Here is a 25,910-nt window from a genome sequence, read left to right as displayed (position 1 = left end):
CCAGCTCTTTTACCTTCTGCTCAATAAACTCATTCATCTGCATCTGAAACTCGCGTAGCTGCTGAACCGTGTATAAGGCCGTAGGAGCGCTTAAGTTGCGTATGGGTTATCCTTCCCCCTGAGTAGGTATTCAACCGATATATGCCCTGTATGGGGCTACTTGAAGCGTACAAGTCCAGTACATAACCTGAGGCAAGACAAACCTAGCTATAGTTTCGTTTAAAGGTCGGCTCCAGGTAAGAACCGACCTTTAAACGAAACCTACTACACTTATTAAGGAATTGCAAAAACCCAAGCTGATTAGTTCGAGGAAGTCGTTGAATTCGGCTTTGCCATTTTACCCTTTCGGTTACCACGCCCCCGAGATTGGGCTGATCCGTTATCCATCGACCCATCCTGGGTTGATATTGAATTGTTACTCTGAGTGCCGGTGCCATCGGTTGTGGAATTGTCGCGCTGACTATTGTTTCCATTCGTCGATGAGCCATTACCCATCGTGCCTGAACGAGCTGATTTACGTCGGCCACCTTGGTCACTCTGGTCACTATTCATCGAGCCAGTTCCTGTAGTGCTGCCTGAGCCAACGGTTGATCCGTTATTACCGCTAGTGGGAGATGATCCGTTTTGAGCAGCAGATCCGTTCGTACCATTCCCAGTACCACTACCGCTCGTAGTCGTTGGTGTTGTTTGCGCCTGTGCGCTGAAGGTAGCAATGCCGACTAGCATAGCCCCCAGGAGAATTACCTTTTTCATAACCTTGAGTTGATTACACCTATTTAGTTTGTAGGTAGACATCTAACATAGGGCGACCAGAAAAAAGCTAAAAAACAGTCTAACTAATGAGAATATGGTACTATGTATAACAAGCGCCATGAGGTCAAAGGCTGACCTTATTAATTAAGCAATTGGCTAATGCCGAGATTCCAACGTTCATACGAAATCTTCCACTCCCAATCTTAACTAGCACTTGAAAGTACTTCACTAACCTGCTCCATTTTGTATTTTAAATCGTCAATAGCATTCTTATTGCCTTCCTGAATGTCCGAAAGATATTTATAGGCGTCGTCTCTTAGCAGACTCCAGGCCCGCGCATGTGAGTCGGGATCTTCATTGGTCCGCATCAAGGCTTGAACGATGTCTATAACCCTATTGTAAGCAGCGGTAATTTCGTCAATGCTACTGGTTGGGGCCAGTCCATTAAAAGCTCTCAGTTCGTCTACGAGTTTATCTTTTAGTTCGTCGTTCATGGTCATTGCTTTAGAGTGGCTAACTGGCAATAGCTGATTTGGTTTGGTCAGGTGCGCGTTCGCTAGCTATCTGCTTTTAGGCTACGGCATCGACCACTACAGTATTTGACCTCATCCCAGTTCTTAGCCCATTTTTTACGCCAGCTAAAAGGCTTCTTGCAGATAGCGCAGATTTTAGTCGGCAGGTTCTCTTTCTTAACGCCTTTCATCAGATAGCAGTGAGTATAGTCAAGATAACCGATTTATGTGAGGATTTATTGGGCCCGCTCGTACGGTACGATTCTGCAATTCGACCCTATATGGATGCTTTCACTCCTTAACTATCGTCTGTTGTAAGCCGTAATTGACGTAATCATAGGGGAGGTGAACGCATGAGCTAGTTCATCGAGCTCAGTAAAGGCGGGACCAAACTGGAACCCGACTTAAGTTATTACCTAGCCACACACTATAGTGTGTGGCTTTTTCTTTTCTCAAATATAAGAAATTATGGGAACTCTGTTTCGCTAAGCATACCTATGACTTGCAAAGCATTACAAAGCGCTTTATATTTATCTAAATTATTGAAAAGCAGGACATGGCGAAGCTATCAAGGACCTTCCGAATTTCGGATGATGCCAACAAACAGTTACTTGCCCTAAGTAGCTCATTTAAGGAGAGTGGTGGTGAAATCGTAGAGCGGGCTATACAACTACTATACGACAATCGGGAAGTGGAGTTGAAGAAAGACAATGATGCCCGTATAGGATCACTCAAGTCAGCGTAATTATTTTTCTGCCATTAAAATTGCTAGCGCCAGTTTTCGACTACAACGTAATGCTTTGACTTGCAAAGAATAAATATAGTTACTATATTCGCTTAACAATCAGGAAAAATATAAGAAGCTGAATAGTACCGATGAGGTTGCCCGGCTGAACTATGACCTGAAAAAACAGTAAACCCCTTCGCTTTGCTTTCTCAGGGCCGAAGCGGAGGGGCTAAGTGCTAATCATTTAACTCTTACATCAAATGACAACGGGACAAAATTACGTTGGTAGGGGCAACTATGCAACTCCCCCACCACAACAGGCCCAAAATGCGGCCCTTCCATGTCCTTTAGCGGACAGCCAAACCCCAGTAACTGCTAATCCTCGAATCATGGAAGCCCAGAAGCGGCTCCTCGACTTAGAAGATCTATTTGCCCAGCGTGGCAATTACGCCCCAATCCAGCTCCTGGAGGATTTGATCCTGCACTGGCTTATCACCTCATCTGAGGATTTAACGGCCCAGCAGGATCCCGAGCAACTCCAGGTTATTCTGCTGCTAATTCAGGCACTGGAGCAGGTCTACCCCATCGACAGCCTGCCGACCATGAACAGGCAGGGGCATCGGGTGGAGCCCAGCCGACTCTACAAAAAATTCACTACTCGCCTATCGCCTGATTTTTTGAATCAGTTTATGCTATCTGAGGAGGATGAGCTGCGGGCCGGTCTTGTACATATTCAGACCGATAGTATGGCGCCCCAGATAGAAAAAGGTAATTCTGTTCTAGTAGTCAGCGCCGACCCAGCTACCTATGAGAAAACTAGTGGCATTGTATTAGTTGTGATGAGCTATATGCCCCATTATACCTTTATAGGGCGAATCATTCAGAACGACGGGCAGAGCCTGTTACTATTGCCGGATAACTCAGTTTGCTCAGAAGTGAGGCTAGTATTTACTGAGATGAGCTTTCTTTCTGAGGTGCGTTACATTATTAACAAAAAACCACTATGACCAGCGACCAACCAAAAAAGAAATACCGGTTTCTGACGCTCTGCGACCAGCCACTTCGCCTATACTTTGGCTTTATGCCCAAGTATGCCCACCGCAGTAGCGTTGGCTTTGTCATCTTCCAGATCAAGATTGGCAGACCTGAGCGACTGTATGGCTACTATCTGACTGACCTGCGTTCGACGAGTGCTACCTGGAATAATCGACATTATCTTCAACCCAGCAAAGTGGCTCAGGAACTCCAGAAAGAGGTACTTGATCTGAACGAACGACTCGAAGTCGCCTGGGATTCTTTCCCCCAGCGAGGAGAACCCATTACAGGCGAAATGATTCTTCACCAAGCAGGCTTAAACTATCCAGTTGTTCAACTTAAATGGAAGGGAGGTTTTTTTTATGCTGTATGACTTTAGGAGTCCCAAGCCAGAATTGGTAAAATACTGTTTTCGTTTCTGCGTCAAAGAGAGCATTGGCCCCCCCAGTGAGTTACCCAACGCCCCTGGGGAAATCAAGGCTTGGCTGTACATAAGCAAGCAGTGGTATGGTCCTTACTCTGTGGATTTACCAACGACGAGGGCGACTTTTTCTCGTAATCTTATTGAATTGTATGATAAAACTCACCCCGAGCGGTGGGTCTTACGGAAACAGATTTATGAGCGCTGGCGAAAACTACGGATGATCAAACAGAGCTTAGAGGAGCAGGGTGAGGTGATTACTGGCGAGAAGATTATAGATCTTTTTAATCAAACCCAGGCAATGAGTCGCCTAAAGATTAATATTAGCGAACTGACAGGTAATAAAAATGGCGTGGAGGGCCAGGTGTATGGGTAATCACAAGCCTTTCTGTGTCCACTTCCGACTAAAGCCCAAAAGGAGTAGTAGCTACAAACAGATTTTCTTTCGCGTTCGCGTTTTAGGCGGCTCTACTACTGATTGTGGAACGGGAATATTCATTGAAGAAGGTCAGTGGCGGCCTTATTGGAGACAAAATATAGGCCCCAAATTTAAACGGGTGGAGAAAGTAGAAGCCAAGCTAGAGGCTATTCGGGCCAAACTTGAACAAATCTACCGCTACCAACTCAAACAGGCTGAACTTGATGGATGGAGTGTGACAGGTAAAACCATTGTGCGGCAGTTTCGAGGTCTGCCTCCTATTATTCGCCTGCAACCTATAAATGCCTGCAAATTTCACTGGAAAATTATTCTTTCACCTTTAAAGAGCCATAGGGCCATCCTTTATGTCCACTAATAGACGCCTTTCATACCAACCGCTTAGCACTACTTATTATTTCGAGCCTGATAGGCCCTTTGATAAGGCCATTACCGCTAAGGGAAGTGTACTTCTCAATTTGACTATTGCCGGTACAGAGTATGGTCCCTACTCAATCGGAGTGAGTACTCGGAAAAACACGTGGGAAGACCGTCATTCTCTTCGGCCAAGACCGACCAGTCAGCAACTTAAAGAGTCACTAAGTAGAATGGATGCTCTGATTGGTCAGGCTCATACCGCCTTGAAAGGGGGAGCTTATGACAGGTGATATGCTCGTGGAGCGGATGCAGGCATTCCAGGTTGATGGCAATCAAACTTTGGAAAAGCCTAAAGAAGAGATTAGGTATCGGATAATTATTCATAGAAAATTAGCCGTTAGGTTTGCTTTTCGGCCGAATGTTGAGTCCGATGAGTCAGCAACTGCTCCCGGCCAAGTAGAGGTATTCCTATTGCTACACAGGCACTCGAATGGGAGTTGTGGGCCGTTTTCCATCCTGTCAACGAACCGTTCTATTTGGATGAGCCTCAACATGCTCACTAATCCCAGTCCAGCAAGAACTGATCTAATCCGAGCGAAGCAGAGAATAATACATCAGATTGAGCTTGCTTACCTGACTTTTTCTGAGCTGGGTCTTAAGATTACGGGTGAGATGATTATGGATCAGGTAAATAGATCTAAAACTTCCTAAGCTATGGAAAATGAAACCAGCCTCAGGCGATCCTCGCGATTGCTACGACTTTGAAACGCTTTGGCAGTGGGTGGAAGACCTTCAGGAGCTAGCTACCACGCAACGTGAACTAGTGAGTTGCTGCAATAGGCAGTGTGAGTTGCGGATAAGCTCTACAGGCAACTGGATGAGAAGGTGACTCTGCTAGAGCAGAAAGCAGCCCTGCTGTCGGAGAAGCTAGATTTGCTACTGGAGCGTATCGCTCAATATGAGGTAGCTTTCTCAGGCGAGTTCATTAATGATGTCAGGCGGCTGAATTAAATGTAACCGGATGCGGTATCGAAACAAACAAACGCTGGTTCTATGAAGGGCTGGCGTTTTATGTTAATGTTTCGAAATACCTCTCTTGCTCCTGCTTCAATCTGGTATAGTAAGCTGCACCCTCAGAAAGGGGCCTTAATAGGGCATTTGATTCGTCACAGGGATGTGGATCTTCTTGAATTAAGTGGTGTGCTTTCAACAAGTCAATGATGATCCCATCCAGGTAATTGATGTAATCGGCTACCTCCTGTTTTTTTTGAGCCAGCGCCGAAACTGAATTTTCCATATGTGTAAGGGTAACGCCAGCCTTCACCCGGCTGGCTTTTTTGGTTTACGATTACTTGTTTTTAACGAGTCGTGCCTGGATTTCTCTAAAGCCTTTGTAACCGAATCCTGCTTTAGTCGTTTCGTTTCCGCCTGGGAGTAGGCATTCATGTCTTGGAGTAGCAGGTAAGCCAGGTAGATCAGCACCACCACTACTAGATACCGCACTCCCTCCCAGCCCGTTTCACTTTCCTTTGGCATCTAGTCAATGTATGTCTAATTCAACTAAGGCGCCTATATAACCATGCCATCCAAGCCTAGAGACCAGTAAAATGAGGTAACGGGAAGTCAAGGATCTACTGCCTGATTTGGTAGGGTCGATAGGAGGGTTGTAGTCCATTGCCTCACAGAAGGCGCAACCTAGCTAACAAACTCACCGACAAGGTATTTATAGGAGTGTTATTTTTTGTTATCTGTAGTACCGAAACGTCAGCTTCTCTGGGGCTGGCGTTTCTCGATTAATAGGTCGGCAACGATTGCCATGACCCCATAGGCGCGTCGATCAACGGACAAATTACCCCGAAGGCCTGTAGTCAGATCTAATTAATAGGTTAGTGAGAATATCAAAAGTCAAATGCTGGCTCTGTAAAAGGCTAGCGTTTTTGTTGGCAACCCTTACTATTCCCCCAAAGAGCAGATTGCAGCAACTAGTGAGGATAAAAAATAACAGGAATCCCTGTCATCATATGTTTATCCGAGCACCACAGAGGTGATTTTACTTAAATTTGTTCCAGGCATAAACCAACCTAATCGATTGACCGTGAAACATCTCTTTACTTTTCTGCTGATCTGTTTGGCCCGTCAGGTTCTGGGACAGGAAAACTATGTAGCTACCTCGCCAGCCTCATTAACACCTGGAGACGCGAATGTTATCGTAGGTATCCGGGCCGGTAACACGACTATGAAGGGGCAGGCAAATACGATTGTCGGGTATAATGCGGGTATTGCGCTAAGTACGGCCAACTTCAACACCTTCACGGGCTATAATGCAGGAAAGAGTACGACAACGGGATATGAAAACGTGTTTATGGGTCTTTTTGCCGGTCGGCAAAATACAACCGGCTATTATAATACGATGGTTGGTGGAAGTGCCGGTCAACAGAATACAACCGGCTACAATAACACATTTATCGGCGAGCAGGCCGGACTCAGTAATCAAAGTGGGCAGAATAATGCCTTCCTGGGTTATTATACAGGGATCAGCAACACCACCGGGTACGGTAACGTAGCCTTAGGAGCCTGGGCCGCTCGGCTGAATAAAACCGGACACAATCTGGTCATGATTGGGGACTCGGCTGGCTATACCAATACCGCATCCTATAATGTGTTCGTGGGCTCTAAAGCAGGCTATTACAATACAACCGGAGACAATAATAACTTTCAAGGGGCCTTTGCTGGGTATGCCAACACAACTGGCGGAGGTAACAGTTTTTCGGGCAACTATGCTGGTTACAACAATACCAGCGGGTCAACCAATAGTTTCTTTGGTTATGCGGCTGGTTATAGCAATACCATTGGCATGGGTAACACTTTACTGGGATGGGGCGCCGGATCGGCGAATCAAAGTGGCTCGCAAAACACGCTAGTCGGCTACCAGGCCGGGGCGAATGTAACAAGTGGTTCCAACAATATTATTATTGGTCCTAATTCGGGCACTGCCGTTACCGACGGGAGTGATAATGTATTAATGGGTTATAACAGCCAAGCCGAAGACGGATTGCACAACGCGATTGCCATCGGAGCTAACTCCCGAGTAGCCGCCAATAACACCCTCATCTTAGGTAATGGGGTGAATGTCGGCATGGGGACATCTACTCCCAAAAGCAAGCTAGAGGTGGTGGCTGATGAGGCTGACGCCAGTGGATTACGGCTTAGTCGGCTGACCAGTCAAAGTAAACCCACAGTGGCAATGGATCAATTTCTAGCCGTCAACGAACAAGGCGATGTGATCAAAGCGAGGTATCAGCTACGAATCAATAGCCCATCAGAGTGGAGTGACAAGGTATTTGCAGCAGGCTATAACCTGCCATCATTGGCTGAGGTAAAGAAATACATCGATGCCAACCACCATTTGCCGGGTGTGCCCTCGGCTGACCAGGTAGTACATGATGGTGTCGATTTAGTGAAAATGAATGCCACCCTACTGGAAAAAGTAGAGGAGTTGACTCTGTATAGTATTCAATTGGAGAAAGCCGATCAGCAAAAGCAGCAGCAATTGGAACTGCAACAACAAAAACTACAAGCATTGGAGCAAAAGCAGGCCGAACTAGAGCGGTTGCTAAAGCAGGTTTTAAGCCGAAAGTAATTTCCTGATCCGTGTAGGCAGTGTAGCAAATGCAGGCAGTAAAACATCTTTTATTTTTATCTGTTATTTCACATTACAGGGGAGCATGCCCAGAATAGCCTACCACTACCAAAGCCTGGCATATCCGTGACAGGTCTAGTTGCGTTTAGTTTCTATCGGATTCCGTTCCACCGGGGAATGCTTCAGGCCCCCTTAGCCTCCTGGCTGAGGGGGCTTTTAATGCTTAAAACAAGAACGTCACCGCATACTCAATCTTTTCCAGAAGGGCCATTAAGGCCGCTTCCATCCTGGCTAGATCACTACTGGGATAGACCTGGCGTAACCTGCTTAACTCCGTTCGGGCCTGCTGATCCAGCACTGCCCAGGCATAGGTTTGATTGGCATTCTGGGGATGAATCAAGTGTAAATGCTGAAACAATCCCTCCAGGCGGGCAAAGGCTGATTCGATTTCGGAGAGATCAGGCTGAAAGCTAAGGGTTTGAATATGGTCATTCTGAGCCATGATCTGAGCTAGCAGAGTGGTCATCGTGCAGGGGATTTGTTGGACGATAAATATGACTAGCGGTGGCCCATACGCCAGCTACTCTCTACTCATACGTCAACTAAAGAAGTACAGATTCGCAAAAGGGGGTAATTGAGATGCTAGACGCCTGTCGGCTAAAAAATAGACGGTAAACAACTCCGCTTCCCGTCGGTTAACTTTTTAGGTAGTTGACGTTTCAGGGGTGCCTTTTTCAGCTAGTCACCAACCGCTAACGTCGGGTCAAGCTACCAGCCTTTAGGCTGGCCAGAGAGTAGCAATAAGTTAAGCTCACTTGTCCATGACTTTCTATCTTAAGCCTTTGCCTGCCTATGCCTCTGAGCTGCGGGATTGGCCTCCGCTTCGGGTTTATATCAATGACACCGGTACCCAGTGGCTGTCAGTAGCGGACTTAGTCTATTTAGAAGGAGAACTCAACTATACCTGGCTGCACTGGGCCGATGGGCGGCGAGTATTGGTAACGACGACGCTCAAACGGGTGGAGGCTCAGTTACCACCCGCTTATTTTCTGCGTTTGCATCGTCGGTATGTGGTCAATCGGCAATTCATTGAGCAAGCCAGGCTCACGTTTGGGAAACCGATAGTTCATCTAGTCGGCGGCCTGCATTTACCCATCGCTCGTCGTCGCTGGATGGTGCTTCGTTCGCAGTTCACCCTACGGTAGCTACTCTTGGGAACCGGTAGGCAGGCTAGGGACCAGCAGGGTTCGCGAGATTAGCTACCGTAGGGTGATCGAGTATACAGTAACTCCTTAGACGACTATAGGTTGGGTGGTGGAATAGATAGCTGGTCTAGTTTCCTGACCCGGGTTGGCGCTACGGTTTTAACGATACCGCTACTGTCGAGTTTGATGGTTAGCCATCCATAACTAGTCCAACCAAGCACGACCGCTTCACTACGGCTCCGCAAGAAGCCTTTCACCAGGTTGGCCACACTGACTCGATCACCGGCAGAAAAGATAGGGTTCATGGAGAGAGGTTTGACTAAGTGAAGATACGAAAAAGTTCGGTAGCGTAGCAGCTCTTCCCGTCTTTTGCCCAAACCCTTTGCTGTTTCCCTGGTTATAGCATGCACATGGATTTCATACAATAGAATTAGGGCAGGCCGCTTCAGATTGAGGTGGCCTGACTTGTTGTTAAGCAAGCTTATGAACTGCTTTTTTAGACTTAGACAGCAATACTACCGCAGAGTCAATAGTCAGTTTAAGGCGGCTAAAGTCCTTTCATGTTGTGCTTGCAGCTCCCGTAAGCGCCGTTGAAGTCGTAGCTTCTCACTAAGAAGTTCCCCGTTAAGGTGAAGCGAATCCGTCAACTGCTGGGCTTGCTGACAAAGCTGCTTGTTGTAGTGGTGGTCCATTGCCTTTAGCTGAGTGTCATAGGATTTATGCTGAAGGGTATGCTGAAGAATGTGGGCCAGGTACCCCAGCCAAAAGGCAACGAGTAAGCAAAGATAGATCATGATCCAGGAGCCTGCTAAAGAAGGGCTAACTATAGGGCTAGTGTTTTGTTTATTATTTTTCCTTTTAGTAAATAAGTAGTGACCCCTTTGTGAAATAGAGTCTAAGGTATAAACTGTATCTAAGTGGCTTACTGATCATGAAAACCCAAAAGCGCCATTCTGTTCTGCTCAACTATATCGTTTTCACTTTGGCTCTCATGTCTGCCCTTGTTGCCGGGTTGATCATACTCTCTTGAGGGCCTTCCGTAAGTGAATCCTTTGTGTAGGAAGTGTAGGCTGTAAAACAGCTTTTTAGTTTTTAGTAAGTGCTGGCGACTGTTAGCAGAACTGTATTTTTAAGCTATAAAGCCTACTGGGCTAGCTTATCCAGTAGGACTACCCATCATCGGGGGTATACCCTACTCAACTCCCTTAGCTATACTCTGATTAGCCGTTCTACCAATTGTCATTCAGTAGCCCATTAGCCCATCCTTCGCTTTTTAGGCCGGTAAGTATACACTGAAGATCGCCCCTTGCCCCACTTGACTGCGCGCCGTAATAGCGCCCCCATGATTGATCACTATTTTTTCACAGATGGCTAACCCAATACCTGTACCTGTAAATTCGCTTCGGCCATGCAACCGCTGAAAGACCTGAAAGATGCGATCCAGATACTTCTCATCAAAGCCAATCCCATTGTCGGCTACCTCAATATGATGATAAGATTTAGCCACAAGAGCAGGCTTCACCGAAACCGGTAACTCAGTAGTCTCTATAAGCTGGGCACGGATATGGATTTGGGGTGGGAGCGCAACGCCAGACTCATCCACCCGGCGAAACTTCAGGGCATTACTGAGTAAATTCTGAAACAGTTGCTCTAACTGCGATCGGTCACCCTGGATATCCGGTAAGGCCTCCACCCTAACAAGGGCATCCGTTTCCTGGATGCGCAGCTCTAAATCGGTCAGGATAGTAGTCACTACTTGTGTCAAAGACACTGGGGTTCTTGCCTCCTGTTGAGTTGTGATGCGGGAGAAGGTCAACAGGTCTTTAATGAGTACGGACATGCGACTGGCCGCCGCCTGCATGCGCTCCAGATAGGTAATGCCTTCGCCCAACTGAGATCCGTACTGGTCTTTTAGCAAGTAACCAAACGATAGAATCTTGCGCAGGGGCTCCTGCAAGTCATGACTGGCCACGTAAGCAAACTGTTGCAGATTCTGATTGGAGCGGTTCAGTTCGGCATTGGCCTGGGCTAATTCGGCCGTCTGCCGCAGGAGCCGACTGGCAGTCTGAACCTGTTGGGTGGTTTCATGAACAATCGCCAGCACACCTCTGACCTGGTTGGTTTCGTCCAGGATAGGGCTGTAACTAAAGGTCCAATACACTTCCTGGAGCTGGCCATTGCGGTAAATAGGGATGAATTGATCCTGACTCCAGGTAGCTTCTCGGGTGGTTCGTACCTGCTCGATTAACGGCTGAATGACCGACCAGGCTTCGGGCCAGCAGTCGGCCCCAGGCTGTCCTAAGGCGGTGGGATGTTTACCCTGCTGGCCTAAGCTGGGCCGGTAGGCATCGTTATAAAACTGAATCAACTCCTGCCCCCACCAGATGAGCATGGGAAACTTGGAGGTAAGCAATAAGCTGACACTGGTGCGCAGGCTTTGGGGCCATTGGTAGGCAGGCCCTAAAGGAGTAGTCGCCCAGTCAAAGTGGCGGGTTAGCTCCCCCATTTCCCCGCCACCCTCTAGAAAAGGGAGGCGGTGATTTTGATCGAGATTTGACATATACCTACTGGGAGTTGGCTTTACAGTAGCAAAACTCTTTTGGTCTATTAGTGTTGGGAGAAATCATCGTAGGTGTGCTCCTAGGTTCGTTTCTATTGTTCTATGAACGCTATCCTACTTTTATTGTCGGTAAAGTGTGCCTGCTAAGGGAACCTACCCGTTCCGCTTCTGCGCAAAAACAACCCAGTAACAAATCAGGCCACCCCGAAGCCGAAGCGACCTGAAAACAACCCTTGTATGAAGAGCAATTCTCTACTAAACAATCTTAAAAGACATTTGGGTCAGCAGAGGCAATTTATTCGCCTTTTTGCCGGAGGTATTTGCCCGGCCAATAGCCCATTACTATTGATTTCTCGTACTATAAATAGCCATGTACAGCTATGCATTAGGTTGGATAAGATCAAAACGCTAGTCTCGCCGGGACTGGCGTTTTTTAAAGCAAAGAGGCAGCCTCTACCACCTAAGTAAGTATCGGCTGTTTGACCTTGTTTGGGACTACAATTAAAGTCACCGAGATTGACTACCTCTTGAATAAAATAAGCTTATTCTCAATTGCCCTGATCCCACTATCCGTTAGCTCTTAAACAAAGCCGCTAGACAGGCAGTTAGAAACCCATCTTGACTCCGTTAACTCTTTAAGCATTCAGCTTGAAAAGTTAAGTTGAACTGGCTCTAAGTAATTGACAAACAGATTCTATCTTTCTAGCCTTTGTTTGGTCCCACTGGATCGTGAATCGAGGCAATCTGGTAGGGTTTGACTGGTTTAGGATGGACAAGCTTATCTAGTCTCAAGTGCAAGCTGTCTAACTTCGTATTGACAGATGGGAGGCTTGTAGCGACGGAGCCAGTTTGGTTTATAATTGAATTCTTTTGGCTAAATAAAGCTCAGGCACTAAGCCTGCTTTAAGTGTTAACTAACTGGTGAGTTGCTTTTTTAGCCTTAATTGTATACAATGAACCAAAGCTGGTATGGATACTCATCAATCCGCGCAGGAGGATAATTTCAATAACGACCATATTGTGACGGATTGGCTGGTGGCAATATCCGACCTATACGACTATTATGAGCAACTAGAAAGCTGGGTTAATAAAGCGGTTATAAAACAAGATAAGCCCCAAGATTCTACTCATTTTATGGGTCAATGTCCCGTTCACCAACTCGTATCGCTGGTTATTAGAATGGAGGCAGAGCTAGAAATATTAATTCAGGATATGGATCAACTAGCTCAAGTTGAGCCATCTCCGAGCAAGCAGCATTGTCAAAAGCTAATTGCTCATACCCTTCGGTTAACCCAGTTGAATCAACAGGCGCAAACCAAGCTGTATCTGGTATCGTTACCAGCTTCTTAATTAAGTCTGCGGAGATCCTTTTCGAGTTTGTGTATTGCTTTTTGGACTAATGTCTCCTTTCGGTAATAGTGGCCAACTTGTTGAAGATAGATGCTCAGTAAGGCCTGGAAGTGATCAGAGGAATCCTCTTTAGGAGGTGACTTATCCGGTTTAGGGAAACGGTCCATTGCCATAATGATTAGATGAGTCGATGAAGAAGTCACAAAACAGGCCGAATTTACACTTACTTAAAAGATAAACAAAACAATTAAAATCTGTTGATTTATTTGGTCTCTCCTGTTGTCTGCTTGATTCCATTGAAGGGGGACTAAATTCAATAGCAAAAAATACCATTTGCTCAGGCGGTTAATCGCCCAATAATCAATTCAGTTGGGGAATTTGGCCAAATAAAGTAGCTTGCTATTGACTGCTGCTTGTTTTAACTGTATTTTTCCCCACTACCCTCTTATGATAGACCCGCAAGAACGTCTTCGTCAGTTTAATCAGTTTATCCACGATCAGCTTGCCCAAAAAGTCAAAGAACGACTCGTTCAACAGGCACCTGCTATTGACTGGTCGAAGGTTGACATCCTATTAAATGCGGAAGCCAATGGATTCTATTTTGCTTCCCAGGATTCGCAGCTCTGCGATCAACTTCAGAGTATGTTTGCCCTACTTAGGGAAGATTGATCTGATTAAGCTCTATAAGTCTATTCACTCAATCCCCTATCTAGCGATTTATCCACGGTTTACGGCCAGTTTCCTAAGTAGCTAAAAGCCTACTCCTGTAGATCAAACGTTGTTGTCAACATGCGGAAAAACAAACTGACCGCCGAGCAAATCCTCTACATCGTGGGTGATGGTAATTACAGCATCGTGTACCTGACTACTCACAAAAGAGTACTACTAAGCCATACGCTCAAGTGGTATCAGGACTACTACCCTGGCTTCATTCGGATTAGTAAACAGTCGTTGATCAATCCCGCCTATGTAGTGGGTTGGCTAAAAACTAGTCGGTCAGTGGCCAGCCTGACCATGCAGGATAGTCAGCAATTAGCCATTTCCCGGCGCAGGATACACGTGGTACTTAAGCGGTTCGAACCAGCTTTTCATGCAGATAGTTAAATAAAGAAGCAAGGTTAAAACTACAGTAACTTCTCTGGGCATGCTTGACAGCAAATCCTACCCCATTAGCTTCTCCACGGCAACGACCGACTATCTTATTCACACTCAACCGATAGTCCAACCAAGCTCCTTCATCCGGTTGCATTCGGATTCGGCATCGCAACGGCGACCCGGCCAGATGGCCATAACCCGCGTCTGAGCGTTTATCCTATTTACATCGTCCGATCCTACCGGCAGCACGACAATCACTTTCCAGAGCACGGCAGGAACGGTTAGCTTGCCACTAGCAATAGTTGTAGCCTTGCCATTGTCTCCTTCATCACCTCTACCCGCTGTCCCCGCAATGATGTATAGTTCGTTCCCCTGAGCCACTAGATTCCGGCAGTAATCTTCCAGTCGCAACCATGATTGCCTGTTGAGCTGAGGTGCCTGTGGTACAATGTTGGTCAGAATGAAAGTAGTTTTATTTTCCTCAGCCGTGCTATCCCGATCATCAGACGGGCAGAGGTGGCCACGGTCGAAACCTGAATTGGTATAGTCCTCATGCTTTACCTGGTACCAGCTAGGGGGCAATGACTGATCAGGAATGAAGTTGCCAACATAGCGAATAGCCGAACCCTTCCAGGCCGCGCTTAAATGCCAGCTATACCAGTTGGCAATGCCTGTCAATTGATTGTAAGAAAGTGAATAGGTTGACCTGGTGATTAGATAAGCGTTTGGGCTGAACTCTATGGCTCTGGCTCCGTCGGGATTGCCCATCGCCATATTATCGTCACGAGTTGGCGTCGTGTCGACCGGAACGGGTATGGAAGGCTGCTTACACTGGTTGAGCGAAAGCAACAGGAATAAACTAATTAGGGACCTCAGGAGGGGATTCATGGGCAAGTTCATGCCTATGTAACTCCAATTTGGCCAAAGTTATTAACAGGAAGGTGGTAAAAGTGGCAAAAGTGAAAAGCTGAAAACAATCTTTATTTCTGATCGTCCTTTTTGCTGTTAAACAATTCTGTGATTATGTAACAACATGTCCTAAAAAGGTTCTTAGTCAATCCTGCTAACTGCCAAAGTGCCTATAGGGACTTAACAAATGGCACCTTGAGCTGGCAGTAAATTCGTTTGGTTAGTTAACTCAGAATGAGCCCAGATTATTGGTGGTAAGGTGGTAAAGTGCATATAGGGGGTTTACCATTACCACCAACCAAAATGCTGCCTATTCGAAGGGGGGTAAACCTATTCTGCTAAATCTTCAATGGTACCGCTAGGCCGAATGTATGTGGATTGGATTGCCGCCTATCTATCAATTACCGGTAATTTTTCAGGTTCATTAACCTAATAGAATTTTGTCCATATCATTAAGACAATTGTCCGAAAGGCAGTAACTTTAGGCATGGACACAATAACAGAATATGCCCAGATTCCCTCTACCTCAGATCTCAACTATTGGGAGGTAAAACGGCGAACTGGCAATTATAGTAAGAGTATTACTTACGTTCCCAAAGACATGGAACTACACCGCCGACTAAAGACGGAGGCCTGGGAAAAGATCCAGGCAAAACTACCTTTTAACCTCCGCAGCAGGATTTTCTATGCTAGTAAATAGCTGATTTTTTAGCCCTAAATACTTCCCTAAAAGTTAGTATTTCTTACTGGTTTTTACTATCTTTAATCATCATAACAAGTGAGCCAATCCGCTATCAATTAGATAGTTATACTATTTTTACTTATGGAACAGTCAGCCCGATTTACGCCTGAACAAATGCAGCAATTGGCGGATCATCTCGCCAATATGGGCAACGCCTTTCGGCAACAGTCTGAGAGCCTGCTACGCTTCGCTGAGGTCATTAGCGCCGACATTAAACGGCTTAATGAACAATATGGGTTAGCGCTAACTAATGCGCAAGGACCCATTCAGGTGTGTATTAATAAATGGGTGGATGGCATTAGTACTGCGGATCGGTTTGGAGATATAGACTTTGCAGTAGGTATTACCGGCAAGGCGAAATCCACGATCTACAACCTCGTCTCAAAGGGCAAATTACAGGCAGTCAAAAACGGCGGTCAATTACGTTTCGCTGAGGAGGTATTAAAAGCCTTTGCGAACCAACCCAGGGCGGTAGGTAGAATAAGTATCGCAGGAACGGAGCGACTTGATCCTAAGATTGTCGTACCCATTCCCGATAAGGCGGGCAATACCCTAACTCTAAGCGACCTGCTTACGCCAAGTGACAATTAACCGGCTATCTGGCTATAGGGAACTTGCCCTTAGATCGGGCAAGGTAGTCCCGCTCAAGTTCTGTAATGGCTCTCTGGAGCTCTTTTCAGGACTAGTGGGCACGTCCATACTAACCGAGCTGGATAACCTCTTAGTGTGCCCTGTAATCGACGGAGAAAAGCAAATAACCGTCGATTACCTAAAGGCATTACGCCTATACGTGTTTGCTGCGGCAAAGTACGTGTGCATTGTCGAGCGGGAGCCGATCTGGTTTAATGAGTGGACCGCTGCGGAGTGGATAGAAGAGTTGGGGGTCGAGGCAATCTTTAGCGTGATTGAGTACCCGGAGCCTGACACCCTGATTGATGCGACCGATAGCGAAGAGCAGCCCAAAGCCCAGACAATAAGGAGCTATAAAACCAACGCCCTTTCCAAGCTTGGTATAATGCCTTCTGCCTATGCTGATCTGACTATATCCGAGACAACTGCTTTGCTACGTGGAGTAAGAGACCGGGAATTATTAAGCCTTCAACAGACGCGTATTGTAGCTAGCCTACTCCGCAACGCTCATTTTGCCAAGCCCGTTTCCGCTCAGGAGTTCATGCCCCTACCCGGTGACAAACCCGTAATCGGTTCGGTATGGAATGACCCCAAAGAGGCTTTTTATCTACTGGCTCAGCAGATGGGTAGCGTAATAACGGTAGAGCCATCTGCCAACTAATTCAATCTTACCATTCCCCCATTCACAACTACACAGTATGAACAAATTATCGGGTTACAGAGAGATTACCCTATCCAGCGGGGAAGTCGTAGAGCTTAAGTTTTGTAATGGCTCTACCGAGATTTACGGCCAACTCACAGGCTTAAAAACCCTATCTGACATTGATGCCAGTTTAGATCTGGAGTATGTGCAGGGCATGGATGAAGCGGGTAACCCGGCCCTGGTACCAAATGTCACCACGGAGTACCTGAAGGGCCTACGCTTATTCGTGTATTCGGCGGCTCTGTATGCAGCCCGCGTTCAGAACAAGCCTATCAATTTCAATGAGTGGACCGCTGCGGAGTGGATCGAGGATGTAGGCACACAAGCGATACTCGCTAATGTGGACATACCCGAAGCTGATACAAAAAAAAACGAGACTCCACAGCCGGAAGCAGTGAGCCAATGACCTTAAAGGGACTACGGTTTTTGGCACTGGCTAGATTAAAAATAACACCCGATGTTTTCTTTGATCTAACCTTAGCCGAAACCATAGCCCTTTTGCAAGGGGAAGCCGATAGGGAGGTATTTACCGCCCGCCAAACGCGCCGGATCGCTGGACTCTTACGGAATGCTCATTTTGCCAAGCCCGTCGATGAAATGGACTTTATGCCACTTCCAGGCGATGAGGAAATTAAAGCCGCCCGCCCAAAGTTCGCCCCTATTCCCCCTAAAGTCATGCTGGAAATGATGAGCAGTGCATTTGGTGTCCCGCTTAAAAAACTTAACAACTAACGCATAATGAACCGCACACTAACAGTTGATTTAGAGACCAACCCGGACGGGATGGTGCGAGGTTCGGCCATTGGCATTAGGGCCCTTACCGAACTTGGCCGCGCTGCCGTTCGCTCAGGGGGGCAAATAGCCTCCGGTATTGAGGGTGGAACAGGCCGGGCAAGGAATGCAATGGGGCAATTTCTAGGTCAGTCTAACTCAGTTGCTGGCCAACTACAGGTAGTTTTTGCCAAAGCCTTCGCCGTTGATCGGATATTAGCCTTTGGTGAGGCCATCGGCACTGTTTCGGGCAAGTTTGAGAAATACCAAGCAGTTCTTACCAACGCTTTAGGGAGTCGATCACAGGCAAAAGGTAGCATGAGTATGCTTTCCGACATTGCCGGATTTACGCCCTATAGCATGGATGAACTAACGGCCTCATTCGTTAAGTTCGTCAACCGGGGGCTCATACCTACCCGGCAGCAGATAATCAATTTAGGGGATTTAGCGGCTTCGCAGGGCAAGGGATTTGACCAGCTTACCGAGGCCGTACTAGATGCCCAGACGGGCGAATTTGAACGCCTAAAAGAGTTCGGGGTAAGGGCCTCCAAGTCAGGCGACCAGGTAACACTATCGTTTAAGGGCATAACCCAGACGGTTAAAAACTCAAGTGGTGCAATTACCGATGCCATTATAGGGTTTGGCAAGCTAGGTGGGGTAGCGGGCGGAATGGCTGCGATCAGTGAAACGCTGGAGGGGCAGGTAAGCAACTTAGGGGATAGCTTTGATCGGCTACTGGTAGCTATTGGGGGCACTGGTGTTGCCGGTGGCATGAAGTTAGCATTGGGGGCAGCCGGACAGCTTCTAGGGGTGTTTACGGACCTGATAGCCCAATCACCCGCCGAAGATCTACAGAACCAGAAAACGGCCTTAAACGGGCTTGTAGGAGCGATTGCCCTGGCCAATGATAACGAGGGGTTACGGCTTAGTCTGATTCAGAAATTAAAGTCCGAATACCCGGAATTTCTAGGCAGCCTCAGCGCCGAATCAGTCAGTACGGATCTACTCGCCCGTAGGCTTGCTGATGTAAACGCGCAGTATGAGAAAAAGATCAGGATTGCGTTAGGCGAGGCCAAGATAAAGAAAGCCAATGAGGAATTTACCCAGGCTATCAATCAACAACAGGCGGCATTAGAATTGCTGGCAAAAGAAGCTGGTATATCTATTGTTGCACTTGAAAAACTAAGCGCGGCCCAACGCATAGCACTAGCCAAAGATATAGCTGATAAGAAACGAGGTAGTTCTTTACAGAATAGCTATTTCGGGGTAGCTCAGCAAACGCCTACCGATTATATAGCCTCAGCTCTGGAATCTGGACTAGCCAAGCAGCAGGCAGCCCAGGCCGAACTAAACAGGCTACTTACCGAAAACAACGAGCGACAGGCGGATTTAACCCAGACAACCGTAACCGGCTATCAGGCACAAATTGCCCAGATTCGGGAAAAGATCAAGCTGCACCAGGTCGAGAAAAAAGAGGGGTTAGCGGAAATAAAACGGCTACAGGATCAGATACTTATTGCCCAGGGTAAACCCTTGCCTATGGCGGCTACTCCTTCAACAGGCAAGTCAACAGGAACCCGGATTGCCACAGCAACCCAAACGGGCGATTTAGCTATCGCCAAACGATTCGAGGCTGAATTAGAGGCCCAGATCCAGAACGCGGGAGGTAAGGGGGTAGATAAGAAAATTCAACAGCTAAAGGACATACGGGGCTATATTGAAGATATTCAGGCGATCACGTCAAAGAATCAGAAATCCGGCATTCCTGCCATTTCGCAGATTACCGACCCTAAATCACAAGCAAAAGTAGATGGCATTTTGCGGTCCTTTGTGATGCTGGCAGACGCTACACCGGGACTATTCGCAAAGACTGGAATAGAGAACTTTTTGGATAAAACCCAACAGGCAGAGCCAACACTGGAGTTTTACAAAAAGAAGATCGAAGAAATTAAGGCCCTTACAATTGCTCTTTCCCTCAATGGCTTAAAGTTGCCGCCTGAGATTCTGGATCAGCTAAAGCTATTTAAACAGCTAGTTGCTGATGCCGAGAATGCAGCCGCAGCCGCCGACTCTAAAACCAATTCTGGGTCCGGTGGTGGTGATGAGGCTAAATGGACTGCAAAGGCTGAGGCCCGAATAGCCGCTATGAAAGCCGCAGGGCAGGACGTAAAAAAGGGAGCTGCCGAATTGGGCCAAGATATGAAAGAGGCTCACGACAACCTGGCCAATGCCGCAGCTCAGGTACTGGAAGGGATTGGTGAGGGATTGGCACAGGGGCAGAACCCACTTAAAACAGCCCTGAGCTTAATTCTGGGCATGTTGGGCGACTTTATGATTAAACTCGGTACGGCTATGCTGGTTGGTGGTGCCTTGCTCGAAGCCGCCGAAACAGCATTTCCCTTTGTCAAACCTTTTCTTAAGGCATTCGGTGTAGATGGAGTCGGAGGTGTTGTTGCCGGTGGGGCCTTAGTGGTGGGAGGTGGAGTTGTCAAGGGATTGGCTACGAATATTACCTCTCACGAAAAGGGTGGACTGGCTAAAGGTGAATCCATTATTCGAGTTGGGGAAAGTGCAAAAGCCTTGAAAGGGGGTGGTGAGCTGATTGCACCGATCGGTGAGGGCGCTAGGCTGATGACAATGGAAATGCAGCGACTAGGAGCGTTCAGCGCCCAACCAACAGCACAAATGCAACGACTATCGCCTACGGGTGGCATGGGTAAGATGCAGATCGAATTGACGGGAGAGGTTAGGCAGGAAGGACAGACCTTGCTTTATGCGATTACCAGGGCCGTAAACCACTCCGATTATTTTCATACTAAGCCAGATTGGGCCTTTAACGGAAGACGCTGATTAAATCATAGAGTGGGTTTATGGTAAAGGGGGTGGCTATAGGCTGCCCTTTTTCTTTCCCTCCGCATAAACGATGATATACAAACGCCTTACTAACACTTACGCCTGATACATCCCCACTAACGTGTTTCAGTTTCCCCAGACCATCAGCTAATTGCTTATCTTGCTTTTTAATTAAGTAAATGATAGTGTGAAAGAGCTTAGGCTAATACACCAGTTCAACTCACAGTGTGAGTAGCCAGCGAACACACAACTGCGCAGATTCACATCTGCAATTTAAGGCTCGCTTTATTTCGGACGCTCACACAGTTTAAATGTGAGTGATCGATCACTATTACCCGCAGCTCATTCACACTACTGGAGTAAAGTTATTTCTGTCTATGGTCGACAGGATATCGCCTATACACTTTTAGCTATAGCGGATGCATTGGCCAGCCTAGATGAAATAGTCTATGAGATCCGGGTACATAGATTATTCCATCTAAGCGACCAGCTAAATGAAAGATCAGCGTTATAGATCGTAGCTCTATTATAACTCATACTGACGGTATCCTCAATCGATCCTTCAATAGTTAGTAACGTCCCAATTGCCAAATGTCCAGTAATTTGCAAAACTTGCTAAAAGCTATAAGTGGTTAATAAAACAATCCCTTTAAGAGGAAGTTGTTCTAGGCAAATCGAGTGGCGTTGTTACCAGCCGTTTTATCCTATGTTTCATTAAAACCATACTAAACCAATGGGGTTGTTATCATTTTTTAAAGGAGTAGGCGAAAAAATTTTCCATAACGATGCGCCAGCCGCGCCAGCAGAAGCCGAAAAAGTTGAACCCGTACGGGCACAAGCGCTGCTTGACCACGTTAAGCAACTAGGTCTTGCTTACAACACCTTGACAGTTAAGACCAAGGGCGATACCGTTACCATTACGGGCTCGGTGAAGTCGCAGGAAGATGCTGAAAAGATAGCTTTGGCTGTCGGTAATGTTGAGGGTGTTTCATCGGTTGATAATCAACTGACGGTTGACGAGCCTGCTCCAGAAGGTAAATTCTACACGGTGAAATCAGGGGATTCTCTGTCAAAAATTGCTCAGGAGGTCTACGGAGATCCGATGAAGTACGGTGTTATTTTTGAAGCTAATAAGCCTATGTTGAGTGATCCAGATAAAATCTATCCAGATCAGGTGCTTCGGATTCCGCAGTTATAAAAAAACGAATATAAGTTTATAGGGTTGTCGAGCTAGAGAGCTATTCACTATTGTGAGATCTTTCTAACTCGACAACCCTTTTGCTGTTCACAAACGATGGAATTGGTAAACGCCGGTCCCTGTTGGGGCTGGCGTTTTTTCTCCAAGTTGCCAAAAGAATTAAGCACATCCTGAATTTGTTCAACATTGGCTTCGCTGAGCTGAGCGTTTTTTAATTCCCCCGAATTCGAGGGAATTAAAAAAGCCCCAACCGGGTGGAAGGGGCTTTGAATGTATCTCAACTAATTTTGTCTATCTAGAAAATTTCCTCGTTTTCGCTGTTGTTGGTGATGCTCGTGAGCCTGAAGTACAGCATTGTAATCTTCAAGGTCATTGTGACAGGCAATGTTTAAAGCCCGAAATAAAATCACTGATGTATGTGAACTAATTACTGGGTCTTTTACTAATTGTGCAACTCGTAACGTCACAGAGTTAACAACAACATAAAATTCTTCCGTCTCCAGCTCATCATCGAATTGACAATCGTTGTCCAGTAGATATTGAACGAGGTCTTCCAGCTTCATTACGCAACGACTTGATAGGTTAATTCCGAATTCTCAAAGCCGCTACCAACAGCCGATTTATTTTCGGCTGAACCGAACCCATACTTTCTGCGAGCCTGTCTAACTAAATTCCTGGCTGTTACCAATCGTTTACGGACCTGATCCATATCAGTACCTTGGGTTACTGTAGCATAATCATCCGCAAAGAATGCGGTGATCAAGCCAGTATCCTGATCGGTTACTGCAAAGATCTGGAGTGTGATTGTTTGATCGTTCATGTTTACTGTTAATTAAAAAGGTGTGAGCAATTACCTTCTGGTAGTTTTAGAAATTGCCGTTCTTACTAAACGCAAAGCAAAGAGTTATCGTTTAAAATAAAAATTAAATTTGCATTATACCCATAAGTAGGCAAGGTTGATCGTGATTATTCATTGCACTATTCTAATAAAGACAATATATTACTTTTTATACTATATAAATACGCGCGCGTACGCACGTACATGAACACTTTTATACTATTATGCTTTCTAGCCGAATAATAAATACAACAAAAAAGCCGAAGCAACTGCCCCGGCTCCTTGCCAAAATAACTTAATTATTTTGCACACTCCCGCGCACCTGCATTTATTACTCAACACCTACGCGCTGAAGGATTCGCTTTACCTGCATCGGATGGAACTCGCAACCCAGTGCTGTTCTAAAGCCAAACTGATTTAGTTTCTCCGCAATCTCAGTGTAGGTCTTTTTACTTCGCCGTAGCTCTTTTGCCATTCCCTCAGCCTTGCGGGATTCAGGGTTATCTATGGCACGTTGCCGATTGGCTGCGGCTCCCTTTGCCTGAGCGGATCGTGTAAGGTTTTCGGGCTTACCGAGTGTAGCGCCCTGGCTAAGTTTTGCCTGTAACGCTGCCTTAGTTCGTGAGCTAATCAATTCCCGTTCGTGCTGGGCAAGGGTGGCAAATATCCCAATGGTGAGCGTATTGGCATCAGGCATATCGACACATTGAAAGTTAACGCCTGAATCCCTCAGCGTGAAGATAAACGAGGCATTACGGCTTAAGCGGTCGAGCTTGGCAATCACTAGTACTGCACTTTCTTTCTTCGCCCGATCAATAGCCGCAGCAAGTTGCTCACGTTGGTTATTCTTGCCGGATTCAACTTCTGTGTATTCGGCTACAATTGCACCCTTCACGAAATTAGCCACGGCAAACCGTTGACCTTCGAGCCCTAATCCTGAATCACCTTGCGCCCTAGTGGATACCCGGTAATAGGCAACGTATTTGGCCGGGCCTGAGCTGGCCATAGTTGAGGTGGATTTCTTTGCCATGGTGTAGCTTAATCGATTGCTCCTATCTTAATTATTTGATTTGCTTCCTTCCCTACCTCGTCTATTCGTATTTCATCGTTGGCAATCTCAAGTGCCCGGTTGCCTCCCAGCATTAATAGGTTGGTAAGATTTTGCGCAGATTGGCCTAATTTCTCTAGCGTCTCGGTTAGTTCGCTGCTGTTGACTTGCTTATCGTGTTTTTTCTTAGCCATTTGTAGGAGTCGCTAGGTATCGATTATAAATAGCGTTGTTTAACTCCGTTATTCCAACCTCAGCCGTAAGTAAGCCCCCTTGCATCCTTTCGCGGAGTTCGGTTGGCGAGATTTCCAAATGCGCGGCCAATGTCAGATACACTCCAGGGACATAGTTACTTAGCTGCAACAAGTCCTCATGTTTTAATCTACCCTTCTGATTGATTTGCCGAATCACAGCTATAGCCCTATCAACCCCAGATCTACCAGACCCGAATAAAAGGGCTGCCTTCTCAATTGTATTAATCAGTTCAGTGACCATATTTTTAGTAGTGCGTAAATAGTGTACTTTCTTCTGTACTATTGACTGATTGTGTCGAGAATCTCGTTAAACTCATTCGCAGGCATATATCGCCAGGTAGGGCTATAGGCACCATATTTGCCCCAGGTGAACGTAACTAAGTCGTAGGACTCTCCCTCAGACTTAGGGCGGTAGGATTCAGGATAATGTTCTACAAACAGCATACGTCTAGGGTCTAGCCCATATTGCCTCACAACCTCGGTGGCTATTTGTTCAGCTGCGTTAGTTACACTCATGCCTTCGCCGGTCTCGCTAGCGACAACTAGTTGTATGGCGCGGTAGATCCTTATGTCACAGGAGCTGGGATAACCATTGCTCGCCCTAAATCTCAGTCGATATTGCTCCATGCTAAACGGCTATCTTATTTGAATCGATTAACTCGTTCGTTGTACAAGTCCAGCACATCATCAGTAAGGGGCCCATGTTGTAGATTCATCCGAAGTAAGTCAAGCCGGGAATCAGCAAACTCACCACCAGCTTCAAAAATCAATTCCTTATTTACCCATTCTCCCGACTTACCCAAATTTTTCGCTTGGTTAATGACTGCGGTGAATATAGCTATGGTTCGTTGTTGGTTGCCTGTTGTATCAAACAGATAGTCAATTGTTCGAACATAATCACGATAGATTAAATACTCAGTTGGCAAGTTAAGGCAGTCCCAATAGCTAGCTAGACGAAAAATAAAATGCCTTTCCGGGTCCGAGTATCTTGCTTCTACCTCCATAATTAACTCCTCAAAATAGCCTAAAAAGTCCTTATTTAACAACTCTTGAACGTCCGTTTAACAGGTGTTAAAGATAATGTAATGACATTAACAATACAAATATTAGGCTATTTTGTATTACATTTATCAATACATTTTTACTAACTTTAATGAACTTAAAAATCTATACTAATGGCCAAAGAATCAGCATACTTACAAGTCAGGTTAAGTGCTCGGTTAAAAGAGGATTTTCGAGCAATGTGTGAAGATAACGAAATTGATATGTCTGACAAGTTGCGCGAAATTATTGCCAATTTGGTAAGAAATCACAAGCGCCAGACAAAAGGGGTAGCCGAGAGAGATGCCTAATTGGCTGAATTTTAGGGTTTTATTCTTCAGGATATTAAAATTCAATTTATGAATACAGAAATTACAGTACCAATTCGAGTGGTAGGGATCAAAGAACTAGAAAGGAATGGCCTACTTGAGTTTTTGAGAGAATATAATTTTGAAGGCATTGAGATTTATCAGCATATTGGCCCCTTTGCTCAAACGGGTCCAGTTGATAAGCTTTGGGTTATTGTCGGCAGAGTTGAAGTAATTTTTAGCCTTATGTCCTCCCTCATGGCGATTACCTCACAGCTTCAGAGTTCCAATGAATCTGCTCCCAAAACTCAAATTAATGTTACTAATATCATTAACGAGGGCGGCAATCGCATTTACACAATTGAGGGGAAAGCGGGGCCTGTAGACACTCAGGATTTGATAAAGCAAACTAAGGATAGTATAGAGCTTCTCAATGCTCAAATCAATTTAGAAAAAGCTAAAGCTCAATTAGAAGAGGTGCGCAATGGAAAACAATATAGGAAACTGAAATAAGTGCTCTATCA

The 25,910-nt window shown here is 46.1% G+C and carries 37 protein-coding genes; 20 read left to right on the top strand and 17 right to left on the bottom strand.

Features of this window, described 5'->3' with window-relative positions:
- Positions 1-300 precede the first annotated feature (300 nt).
- From GO755_RS00180 to GO755_RS00170, 3 genes are all read right to left on the bottom strand, one after another.
- Positions 301-753, bottom strand: coding sequence for a hypothetical protein (locus GO755_RS00180; RefSeq protein WP_157582551.1), 453 nt, complete (start codon positions 751-753; stop codon positions 301-303).
- 203 nt (positions 754-956) lie between these two features.
- Positions 957-1,247, bottom strand: a complete 291-nt coding sequence (locus tag GO755_RS00175) for a hypothetical protein (RefSeq protein WP_157582550.1) — start codon at positions 1,245-1,247, stop codon at positions 957-959.
- A gap of 62 nt (positions 1,248-1,309) precedes the next feature.
- Positions 1,310-1,456, bottom strand: a complete 147-nt coding sequence (locus GO755_RS00170) for a DUF2256 domain-containing protein (protein WP_157582549.1) — start codon at positions 1,454-1,456, stop codon at positions 1,310-1,312.
- Between the two features lie 365 nt (positions 1,457-1,821).
- Between GO755_RS00170 and GO755_RS00165 the strand changes: the two genes are divergently transcribed.
- The 6 genes from GO755_RS00165 to GO755_RS41755 all read left to right on the top strand — a co-directional run bounded on the left by GO755_RS00165 (position 1,822) and on the right by GO755_RS41755 (position 5,252).
- Positions 1,822-2,010 (top strand): hypothetical protein, encoded by a 189-nt coding sequence (locus GO755_RS00165; RefSeq protein ID WP_157582548.1) that lies wholly within the window; start codon positions 1,822-1,824, stop codon positions 2,008-2,010.
- Between the two features lie 242 nt (positions 2,011-2,252).
- On the top strand, positions 2,253-2,999 hold the full coding sequence (locus tag GO755_RS00160; RefSeq protein WP_157582547.1) for a S24/S26 family peptidase: 747 nt from the start codon (positions 2,253-2,255) through the stop codon (positions 2,997-2,999).
- Positions 2,996-3,400, top strand: a complete 405-nt coding sequence (locus GO755_RS00155; protein WP_157582546.1) for a hypothetical protein — start codon at positions 2,996-2,998, stop codon at positions 3,398-3,400. Before GO755_RS00160 ends, GO755_RS00155 begins: the two co-directional genes overlap by 4 nt.
- A 148-nt stretch (positions 3,401-3,548) precedes the next feature.
- Positions 3,549-3,824 carry a hypothetical protein gene (locus tag GO755_RS00150; protein WP_198174716.1) on the top strand — a complete coding sequence of 92 codons (276 nt, stop codon included), beginning with the start codon at positions 3,549-3,551 and terminating at the stop codon, positions 3,822-3,824.
- Positions 3,817-4,242: a hypothetical protein gene (locus GO755_RS00145; protein ID WP_157582544.1), complete on the top strand. Its 426-nt coding sequence runs from the start codon at positions 3,817-3,819 to the stop codon at positions 4,240-4,242. Before GO755_RS00150 ends, GO755_RS00145 begins: the two co-directional genes overlap by 8 nt.
- Before the next feature lie 884 nt (positions 4,243-5,126).
- A complete protein-coding gene (locus GO755_RS41755; protein ID WP_262886968.1) occupies positions 5,127-5,252 on the top strand; it encodes a hypothetical protein in 126 nt (41 codons plus the stop codon).
- 58 nt (positions 5,253-5,310) lie between these two features.
- Here the strand turns inward: GO755_RS41755 and GO755_RS00140 are convergent, their stop codons facing one another.
- Together GO755_RS00140 and GO755_RS00135 are read right to left on the bottom strand one after the other, a co-directional pair.
- The gene (locus tag GO755_RS00140) at positions 5,311-5,538 is read right to left on the bottom strand and encodes a hypothetical protein (protein ID WP_157582543.1); all 228 of its coding nucleotides are present in this window, start codon (positions 5,536-5,538) and stop codon (positions 5,311-5,313) included.
- 23 nt (positions 5,539-5,561) lie between these two features.
- Positions 5,562-5,777, bottom strand: coding sequence for a hypothetical protein (locus GO755_RS00135; protein ID WP_157582542.1), 216 nt, complete (start codon positions 5,775-5,777; stop codon positions 5,562-5,564).
- Between the two features lie 559 nt (positions 5,778-6,336).
- Between GO755_RS00135 and GO755_RS00130 the strand changes: the two genes are divergently transcribed.
- Entirely contained in the window at positions 6,337-7,881 is a 1,545-nt protein-coding gene (locus GO755_RS00130; protein ID WP_317165768.1) for a hypothetical protein, read from the top strand.
- Between the two features lie 223 nt (positions 7,882-8,104).
- Here the strand turns inward: GO755_RS00130 and GO755_RS00125 are convergent, their stop codons facing one another.
- The gene (locus GO755_RS00125) at positions 8,105-8,407 is read right to left on the bottom strand and encodes a hypothetical protein (protein WP_157582541.1); all 303 of its coding nucleotides are present in this window, start codon (positions 8,405-8,407) and stop codon (positions 8,105-8,107) included.
- Between the two features lie 295 nt (positions 8,408-8,702).
- Between GO755_RS00125 and GO755_RS00120 the strand changes: the two genes are divergently transcribed.
- Complete coding sequence (locus GO755_RS00120) at positions 8,703-9,086, top strand: LytR/AlgR family response regulator transcription factor (RefSeq protein ID WP_157582540.1); 384 nt, start codon at positions 8,703-8,705, stop codon at positions 9,084-9,086.
- 95 nt (positions 9,087-9,181) lie between these two features.
- Here the strand turns inward: GO755_RS00120 and GO755_RS00115 are convergent, their stop codons facing one another.
- The 3 genes from GO755_RS00115 to GO755_RS00105 form a co-directional block, all read right to left on the bottom strand.
- On the bottom strand, positions 9,182-9,391 hold the full coding sequence (locus GO755_RS00115) for a hypothetical protein (protein WP_157582539.1): 210 nt from the start codon (positions 9,389-9,391) through the stop codon (positions 9,182-9,184).
- A gap of 228 nt (positions 9,392-9,619) precedes the next feature.
- Positions 9,620-9,880, bottom strand: a complete 261-nt coding sequence (locus GO755_RS00110; RefSeq protein ID WP_157582538.1) for a hypothetical protein — start codon at positions 9,878-9,880, stop codon at positions 9,620-9,622.
- Between the two features lie 479 nt (positions 9,881-10,359).
- Positions 10,360-11,646, bottom strand: a complete 1,287-nt coding sequence (locus GO755_RS00105; protein WP_157582537.1) for a sensor histidine kinase — start codon at positions 11,644-11,646, stop codon at positions 10,360-10,362.
- 969 nt (positions 11,647-12,615) lie between these two features.
- On the opposite strand from GO755_RS00105, the gene GO755_RS00100 reads away from it, so the two are divergent.
- The 3 genes from GO755_RS00100 (at position 12,616) to GO755_RS00090 (ending at position 14,100) form a co-directional block, all read left to right on the top strand.
- On the top strand, positions 12,616-12,996 hold the full coding sequence (locus GO755_RS00100) for a hypothetical protein (protein ID WP_157582536.1): 381 nt from the start codon (positions 12,616-12,618) through the stop codon (positions 12,994-12,996).
- A 447-nt stretch (positions 12,997-13,443) separates the two neighbouring features.
- A complete protein-coding gene (locus GO755_RS00095) occupies positions 13,444-13,665 on the top strand; it encodes a hypothetical protein (RefSeq protein ID WP_157582535.1) in 222 nt (73 codons plus the stop codon).
- Between the two features lie 120 nt (positions 13,666-13,785).
- Positions 13,786-14,100, top strand: a complete 315-nt coding sequence (locus GO755_RS00090) for a LytTR family DNA-binding domain-containing protein (RefSeq protein WP_157582534.1) — start codon at positions 13,786-13,788, stop codon at positions 14,098-14,100.
- A 105-nt stretch (positions 14,101-14,205) separates the two neighbouring features.
- Here the strand turns inward: GO755_RS00090 and GO755_RS00085 are convergent, their stop codons facing one another.
- Positions 14,206-14,979 (bottom strand): DNA/RNA non-specific endonuclease, encoded by a 774-nt coding sequence (locus GO755_RS00085; RefSeq protein ID WP_227686816.1) that lies wholly within the window; start codon positions 14,977-14,979, stop codon positions 14,206-14,208.
- 508 nt (positions 14,980-15,487) lie between these two features.
- Between GO755_RS00085 and GO755_RS00080 the strand changes: the two genes are divergently transcribed.
- From GO755_RS00080 to lysM, 7 genes are all read left to right on the top strand, one after another.
- Positions 15,488-15,700, top strand: a complete 213-nt coding sequence (locus GO755_RS00080; protein ID WP_157582533.1) for a hypothetical protein — start codon at positions 15,488-15,490, stop codon at positions 15,698-15,700.
- A gap of 123 nt (positions 15,701-15,823) precedes the next feature.
- Positions 15,824-16,333 (top strand): helix-turn-helix domain-containing protein, encoded by a 510-nt coding sequence (locus GO755_RS00075; RefSeq protein ID WP_157582532.1) that lies wholly within the window; start codon positions 15,824-15,826, stop codon positions 16,331-16,333.
- 94 nt (positions 16,334-16,427) lie between these two features.
- The gene (locus GO755_RS00070) at positions 16,428-17,033 is read left to right on the top strand and encodes a hypothetical protein (RefSeq protein WP_157582531.1); all 606 of its coding nucleotides are present in this window, start codon (positions 16,428-16,430) and stop codon (positions 17,031-17,033) included.
- A 37-nt stretch (positions 17,034-17,070) separates the two neighbouring features.
- Complete coding sequence (locus GO755_RS00065; RefSeq protein ID WP_157582530.1) at positions 17,071-17,481, top strand: hypothetical protein; 411 nt, start codon at positions 17,071-17,073, stop codon at positions 17,479-17,481.
- Positions 17,478-17,807: a hypothetical protein gene (locus tag GO755_RS00060; protein ID WP_157582529.1), complete on the top strand. Its 330-nt coding sequence runs from the start codon at positions 17,478-17,480 to the stop codon at positions 17,805-17,807. Before GO755_RS00065 ends, GO755_RS00060 begins: the two co-directional genes overlap by 4 nt.
- A gap of 6 nt (positions 17,808-17,813) precedes the next feature.
- Positions 17,814-20,696 carry a hypothetical protein gene (locus tag GO755_RS00055; protein ID WP_157582528.1) on the top strand — a complete coding sequence of 961 codons (2,883 nt, stop codon included), beginning with the start codon at positions 17,814-17,816 and terminating at the stop codon, positions 20,694-20,696.
- Positions 20,697-21,432: 736 nt separating this feature from the next.
- Positions 21,433-21,897 carry a peptidoglycan-binding protein LysM gene (gene lysM, locus GO755_RS00050; RefSeq protein ID WP_157582527.1) on the top strand — a complete coding sequence of 155 codons (465 nt, stop codon included), beginning with the start codon at positions 21,433-21,435 and terminating at the stop codon, positions 21,895-21,897.
- A gap of 281 nt (positions 21,898-22,178) precedes the next feature.
- Here the strand turns inward: lysM and GO755_RS00045 are convergent, their stop codons facing one another.
- The 7 genes from GO755_RS00045 to GO755_RS00015 all read right to left on the bottom strand — a co-directional run bounded on the left by GO755_RS00045 (position 22,179) and on the right by GO755_RS00015 (position 24,963).
- On the bottom strand, positions 22,179-22,460 hold the full coding sequence (locus GO755_RS00045) for a hypothetical protein (RefSeq protein WP_157582526.1): 282 nt from the start codon (positions 22,458-22,460) through the stop codon (positions 22,179-22,181).
- Positions 22,460-22,717: a hypothetical protein gene (locus GO755_RS00040; protein WP_157582525.1), complete on the bottom strand. Its 258-nt coding sequence runs from the start codon at positions 22,715-22,717 to the stop codon at positions 22,460-22,462. The genes GO755_RS00045 and GO755_RS00040 overlap by 1 nt, the downstream gene beginning before the upstream one ends.
- Positions 22,718-23,066: 349 nt before the next feature.
- Positions 23,067-23,765, bottom strand: a complete 699-nt coding sequence (locus tag GO755_RS00035) for a recombinase family protein (protein ID WP_157582524.1) — start codon at positions 23,763-23,765, stop codon at positions 23,067-23,069.
- Positions 23,766-23,773: 8 nt separating this feature from the next.
- Entirely contained in the window at positions 23,774-23,977 is a 204-nt protein-coding gene (locus tag GO755_RS00030; RefSeq protein ID WP_157582523.1) for a hypothetical protein, read from the bottom strand.
- Positions 23,970-24,278 carry a tape measure protein gene (locus tag GO755_RS42120; protein WP_157582522.1) on the bottom strand — a complete coding sequence of 103 codons (309 nt, stop codon included), beginning with the start codon at positions 24,276-24,278 and terminating at the stop codon, positions 23,970-23,972. Before GO755_RS42120 ends, GO755_RS00030 begins: the two co-directional genes overlap by 8 nt.
- Positions 24,279-24,316: 38 nt before the next feature.
- Complete coding sequence (locus GO755_RS00020) at positions 24,317-24,553, bottom strand: hypothetical protein (RefSeq protein ID WP_157582521.1); 237 nt, start codon at positions 24,551-24,553, stop codon at positions 24,317-24,319.
- Positions 24,554-24,678: 125 nt separating this feature from the next.
- The gene (locus GO755_RS00015; RefSeq protein ID WP_157582520.1) at positions 24,679-24,963 is read right to left on the bottom strand and encodes a hypothetical protein; all 285 of its coding nucleotides are present in this window, start codon (positions 24,961-24,963) and stop codon (positions 24,679-24,681) included.
- 249 nt (positions 24,964-25,212) lie between these two features.
- Here GO755_RS00015 and GO755_RS00010 point away from each other — a divergent pair, with 249 nt between their 5' ends.
- The gene (locus GO755_RS00010; protein WP_157582519.1) at positions 25,213-25,389 is read left to right on the top strand and encodes a hypothetical protein; all 177 of its coding nucleotides are present in this window, start codon (positions 25,213-25,215) and stop codon (positions 25,387-25,389) included.
- Between the two features lie 48 nt (positions 25,390-25,437).
- A complete protein-coding gene (locus tag GO755_RS00005; protein WP_157582518.1) occupies positions 25,438-25,899 on the top strand; it encodes a hypothetical protein in 462 nt (153 codons plus the stop codon).
- Positions 25,900-25,910 lie beyond the last annotated feature (11 nt).

The sequence above is a fragment of the Spirosoma arboris genome (assembly GCF_009754945.1).
GTDB classification, from domain to species: domain Bacteria; phylum Bacteroidota; class Bacteroidia; order Cytophagales; family Spirosomataceae; genus Spirosoma; species Spirosoma arboris.
Note: the sequence above shows the minus strand (reverse complement) of the source record. Positions and strands in the feature narration are given on the sequence as shown.

Bases quoted from the DNA above. Each gene is read 5' to 3' on its own strand.
- GO755_RS00180 (WP_157582551.1), bottom strand. From the start codon at position 753: ATGAAAAAGGTAATTCTCCTGGGGGCTATGCTAGTCGGCATTGCTACC.
- GO755_RS00175 (WP_157582550.1), bottom strand. From the start codon at position 1,247: ATGAACGACGAACTAAAAGATAAACTCGTAGACGAACTGAGAGCTTTT.
- GO755_RS00170 (WP_157582549.1), bottom strand. From the start codon at position 1,456: ATGAAAGGCGTTAAGAAAGAGAACCTGCCGACTAAAATCTGCGCTATC.
- GO755_RS00165 (WP_157582548.1), top strand. From the start codon at position 1,822: ATGGCGAAGCTATCAAGGACCTTCCGAATTTCGGATGATGCCAACAAA.
- GO755_RS00160 (WP_157582547.1), top strand. From the start codon at position 2,253: ATGACAACGGGACAAAATTACGTTGGTAGGGGCAACTATGCAACTCCC.
- GO755_RS00155 (WP_157582546.1), top strand. From the start codon at position 2,996: ATGACCAGCGACCAACCAAAAAAGAAATACCGGTTTCTGACGCTCTGC.
- GO755_RS00145 (WP_157582544.1), top strand. From the start codon at position 3,817: ATGGGTAATCACAAGCCTTTCTGTGTCCACTTCCGACTAAAGCCCAAA.
- GO755_RS00140 (WP_157582543.1), bottom strand. From the start codon at position 5,538: ATGGAAAATTCAGTTTCGGCGCTGGCTCAAAAAAAACAGGAGGTAGCC.
- GO755_RS00135 (WP_157582542.1), bottom strand. From the start codon at position 5,777: ATGCCAAAGGAAAGTGAAACGGGCTGGGAGGGAGTGCGGTATCTAGTA.
- GO755_RS00125 (WP_157582541.1), bottom strand. From the start codon at position 8,407: ATGACCACTCTGCTAGCTCAGATCATGGCTCAGAATGACCATATTCAA.
- GO755_RS00120 (WP_157582540.1), top strand. From the start codon at position 8,703: ATGACTTTCTATCTTAAGCCTTTGCCTGCCTATGCCTCTGAGCTGCGG.
- GO755_RS00115 (WP_157582539.1), bottom strand. From the start codon at position 9,391: ATGAACCCTATCTTTTCTGCCGGTGATCGAGTCAGTGTGGCCAACCTG.
- GO755_RS00110 (WP_157582538.1), bottom strand. From the start codon at position 9,880: ATGATCTATCTTTGCTTACTCGTTGCCTTTTGGCTGGGGTACCTGGCC.
- GO755_RS00105 (WP_157582537.1), bottom strand. From the start codon at position 11,646: ATGTCAAATCTCGATCAAAATCACCGCCTCCCTTTTCTAGAGGGTGGC.
- GO755_RS00100 (WP_157582536.1), top strand. From the start codon at position 12,616: ATGGATACTCATCAATCCGCGCAGGAGGATAATTTCAATAACGACCAT.
- GO755_RS00095 (WP_157582535.1), top strand. From the start codon at position 13,444: ATGATAGACCCGCAAGAACGTCTTCGTCAGTTTAATCAGTTTATCCAC.
- GO755_RS00090 (WP_157582534.1), top strand. From the start codon at position 13,786: ATGCGGAAAAACAAACTGACCGCCGAGCAAATCCTCTACATCGTGGGT.
- GO755_RS00085 (WP_227686816.1), bottom strand. From the start codon at position 14,979: ATGAATCCCCTCCTGAGGTCCCTAATTAGTTTATTCCTGTTGCTTTCG.
- GO755_RS00080 (WP_157582533.1), top strand. From the start codon at position 15,488: ATGGACACAATAACAGAATATGCCCAGATTCCCTCTACCTCAGATCTC.
- GO755_RS00075 (WP_157582532.1), top strand. From the start codon at position 15,824: ATGGAACAGTCAGCCCGATTTACGCCTGAACAAATGCAGCAATTGGCG.
- GO755_RS00065 (WP_157582530.1), top strand. From the start codon at position 17,071: ATGAACAAATTATCGGGTTACAGAGAGATTACCCTATCCAGCGGGGAA.
- GO755_RS00060 (WP_157582529.1), top strand. From the start codon at position 17,478: ATGACCTTAAAGGGACTACGGTTTTTGGCACTGGCTAGATTAAAAATA.
- GO755_RS00055 (WP_157582528.1), top strand. From the start codon at position 17,814: ATGAACCGCACACTAACAGTTGATTTAGAGACCAACCCGGACGGGATG.
- lysM (WP_157582527.1), top strand. From the start codon at position 21,433: ATGGGGTTGTTATCATTTTTTAAAGGAGTAGGCGAAAAAATTTTCCAT.
- GO755_RS00045 (WP_157582526.1), bottom strand. From the start codon at position 22,460: ATGAAGCTGGAAGACCTCGTTCAATATCTACTGGACAACGATTGTCAA.
- GO755_RS00040 (WP_157582525.1), bottom strand. From the start codon at position 22,717: ATGAACGATCAAACAATCACACTCCAGATCTTTGCAGTAACCGATCAG.
- GO755_RS00035 (WP_157582524.1), bottom strand. From the start codon at position 23,765: ATGGCAAAGAAATCCACCTCAACTATGGCCAGCTCAGGCCCGGCCAAA.
- GO755_RS00030 (WP_157582523.1), bottom strand. From the start codon at position 23,977: ATGGCTAAGAAAAAACACGATAAGCAAGTCAACAGCAGCGAACTAACC.
- GO755_RS42120 (WP_157582522.1), bottom strand. From the start codon at position 24,278: ATGGTCACTGAACTGATTAATACAATTGAGAAGGCAGCCCTTTTATTC.
- GO755_RS00020 (WP_157582521.1), bottom strand. From the start codon at position 24,553: ATGAGTGTAACTAACGCAGCTGAACAAATAGCCACCGAGGTTGTGAGG.
- GO755_RS00010 (WP_157582519.1), top strand. From the start codon at position 25,213: ATGGCCAAAGAATCAGCATACTTACAAGTCAGGTTAAGTGCTCGGTTA.
- GO755_RS00005 (WP_157582518.1), top strand. From the start codon at position 25,438: ATGAATACAGAAATTACAGTACCAATTCGAGTGGTAGGGATCAAAGAA.